At 51.0% G+C, this 3,223-nt stretch carries 2 rRNA genes; both read right to left on the bottom strand.

The window, feature by feature from the left end:
- Positions 1 to 11 precede the first annotated feature (11 nt).
- Positions 12 to 124: ribosomal RNA gene (gene rrf, locus HNP48_RS35070) — 5S ribosomal RNA — on the bottom strand.
- A 149-nt stretch (positions 125 to 273) separates the two neighbouring features.
- Positions 274 to 3,152, bottom strand: a 23S ribosomal RNA gene (locus tag HNP48_RS35065).
- Between the last annotated feature and the right edge of the window lie 71 nt (positions 3,153 to 3,223).

Genomic DNA, 3,223 nt, shown 5'->3' with positions numbered 1-3,223 from the left:
GGGCTGTAAGAGCCTGACGATGACCTACTTTCACACGGGAACCCGCACTATCATCGGCGCAAAGTCGTTTCACTGTCCTGTTCGGGATGGGAAGGAGTGGTACCAACTTGCTATGGTCATCAGGCATAACTTGGTGTCGGGCTGACTTTTGTCAGCCTAACGAATTCATAGAGATCGGAATCAGATTGTGTGTGTTTTGACTGCGTCTAACTTGGCATAACAGACTTCGAAGCTTCAGCGCTGTTGTTGCGCTGGGGTAGCTATCAAAGTTATAGGGTCAAGCCGCACGAGCAATTAGTACAGGTTAGCTTAACGCATTACTGCGCTTCCACACCCTGCCTATCAACGTCCTGGTCTTGAACGACTCTTCAGGGGGCTCAAGGCCCCGGCAGATCTCATCTTGAAACGAGTTTCCCGCTTAGATGCTTTCAGCGGTTATCTCTTCCACACTTAGCTACTCGGCAATGCCACTGGCGTGACAACCGATACACCAGAGGTGTGTCCACTCCGGTCCTCTCGTACTAGGAGCAGGCTTCCTCAAATCTGCAGCGCCCACGGAAGATAGGGACCAAACTGTCTCACGACGTTTTAAACCCAGCTCACGTACCTCTTTAAATGGCGAACAGCCATACCCTTGGGACCGGCTACAGCCCCAGGATGAGATGAGCCGACATCGAGGTGCCAAACACCGCCGTCGATATGAACTCTTGGGCGGTATCAGCCTGTTATCCCCAGAGTACCTTTTATCCGTTGAGCGATGGCCCTTCCATACAGAACCACCGGATCACTATGTCCTGCTTTCGCATCTGCTCGACTTGTCAGTCTCGCAGTTAAGCACGCTTATGCCATTGCACTATCGTCACGATGTCCGACCGTAACTAGCGTACCTTCGAACTCCTCCGTTACGCTTTGGGAGGAGACCGCCCCAGTCAAACTGCCTACCATGCACTGTCCCCGATCCAGATAATGGACCTAGGTTAGAACCTCAAACACACCAGGGTGGTATTTCAACGTTGGCTCCATGAGATCTAGCGACCTCACTTCAAAGCCTCCCACCTATCCTACACAGATCTGTTCAAAGTCCAATACAAAGCTACAGTAAAGGTTCATGGGGTCTTTCCGTCTTTCCGCGGGGAGATTGCATCATCACAAACATTTCAACTTCGCTGAGTCTCAGGAGGAGACAGTGTGGCCATCGTTACGCCATTCGTGCAGGTCGGAACTTACCCGACAAGGAATTTCGCTACCTTAGGACCGTTATAGTTACGGCCGCCGTTTACTGGGACTTCAATCAAGAGCTTGCACCCCATCATTTAATCTTCCAGCACCGGGCAGGCGTCACACCCTATACGTCCACTTTCGTGTTTGCAGAGTGCTGTGTTTTTATTAAACAGTCGCAGCCACCGATTTTTTGCAACCCCGTTGGGCTCCCTCTGTACGAGTTCACCTACTTGGGGCATACCTTCTCCCGAAGTTACGGTATCAATTTGCCGAGTTCCTTCTCCTGAGTTCTCTCAAGCGCCTTAGAATACTCATCTCGCGCACCAGTGTCGGTTTGCGGTACGGTCGTCAATAGCTGAAGCTTAGTGGCTTTTCCTGGAAGCAGGGTATCACTCACTTCGTCTGCAAGCAGACTCGTTATCACCCCTCATCTAAGCCCGGCGGATTTGCCTACCAGGCACGACTACAGGCTTGAACCAACATATCCAACAGTTGGCTGAGCTAACCTTCTCCGTCCCCACATCGCACTATTGATCGGTACAGGAATATTGACCTGTTTCCCATCAGCTACGCATCTCTGCCTCGCCTTAGGGGCCGACTCACTCTACGCCGATGAACGTTGCGTAGAAAACCTTGCGCTTACGGCGAGGGGGCTTTTCACCCCCTTTAACGCTACTCATGTCAGCATTCGCACTTCTGATACCTCCAGCATCCGTTACCAGACACCTTCACAGGCCTACAGAACGCTCTCCTACCACGTGCAATAAATTGCACATCCGCAGCTTCGGTAACTGGCTTAGCCCCGTTACATCTTCCGCGCAGGACGACTCGATCAGTGAGCTATTACGCTTTCTTTAAATGATGGCTGCTTCTAAGCCAACATCCTGACTGTTTTAGCCTTCCCACTTCGTTTCCCACTTAGCCAATTTTAGGGACCTTAGCTGGCGGTCTGGGTTGTTTCCCTCTTGAGTCCGGACGTTAGCACCCGGTGCTCTGTCTCCCAAGCTGTACTCATCGGTATTCGGAGTTTGCATAGGTTTGGTAAGTCGCCATGACCCCCTAGCCTAAACAGTGCTCTACCCCCGATGGTAATACTTGAGGCACTACCTAAATAGTTTTCGGAGAGAACCAGCTATTTCCAAGTTTGTTTAGCCTTTCACCCCTATCCACAGCTCATCCGCTAGTTTTGCAACACTAGTCGGTTCGGACCTCCAGTACCTGTTACGGCACCTTCATCCTGGCCATGGATAGATCACTTGGTTTCGGGTCTACACCCAGCGACTGATTCGCCCTATTCGGACTCGATTTCTCTACGGCTTCCCTATTCGGTTAACCTTGCCACTGAATGTAAGTCGCTGACCCATTATACAAAAGGTACGCAGTCACCCTTGCGGGCTCCTACTTTTTGTAAGCATGCGGTTTCAGGATCTATTTCACTCCCCTCCCGGGGTTCTTTTCGCCTTTCCCTCACGGTACTGGTTCACTATCGGTCGATTACGAGTATTTAGCCTTGGAGGATGGTCCCCCCATATTCAGACAGGATTTCTCGTGTCCCGCCCTACTTTTCTCTACCTTAGTACCACACGTCTGTTTTCGCATACGGGGCTATCACCCACTATGGCCGGACTTTCCATTCCGCTTTGCTAACAGTCGTGCTATCAATAGAAGGCTCTTCCAATTTCGCTCGCCACTACTCTCGGAATCTCGGTTGATGTCTTTTCCTCGAGCTACTGAGATGTTTCAGTTCACCCGGTTCGCCTCGCATGACTATGTATTCATCATGCGATACCTCTTGCGAGGTGGGTTTCCCCATTCAGAAATCTCCGGATCAATGCTTATTTGCCAGCTCCCCGAAGCTTATCGCAGGCTATCACGTCTTTCTTCGCCTGTAATCGCCAAGGCATCCACCACATGCTCTTAGTCACTTGACCCTATAACTTTGACATCTCTTTCAAGACACCCAAGCCATCTTCAAGGACTTGCCAGGTCTTTCACCTGGCGC

Source organism: Acidovorax soli, from assembly GCF_014207955.1.
In the GTDB taxonomy this organism is placed as follows: Bacteria; Pseudomonadota; Gammaproteobacteria; order Burkholderiales; family Burkholderiaceae_C; genus Acidovorax; species Acidovorax soli_A.
Note: the sequence above shows the minus strand (reverse complement) of the source record. Positions and strands in the feature narration are given on the sequence as shown.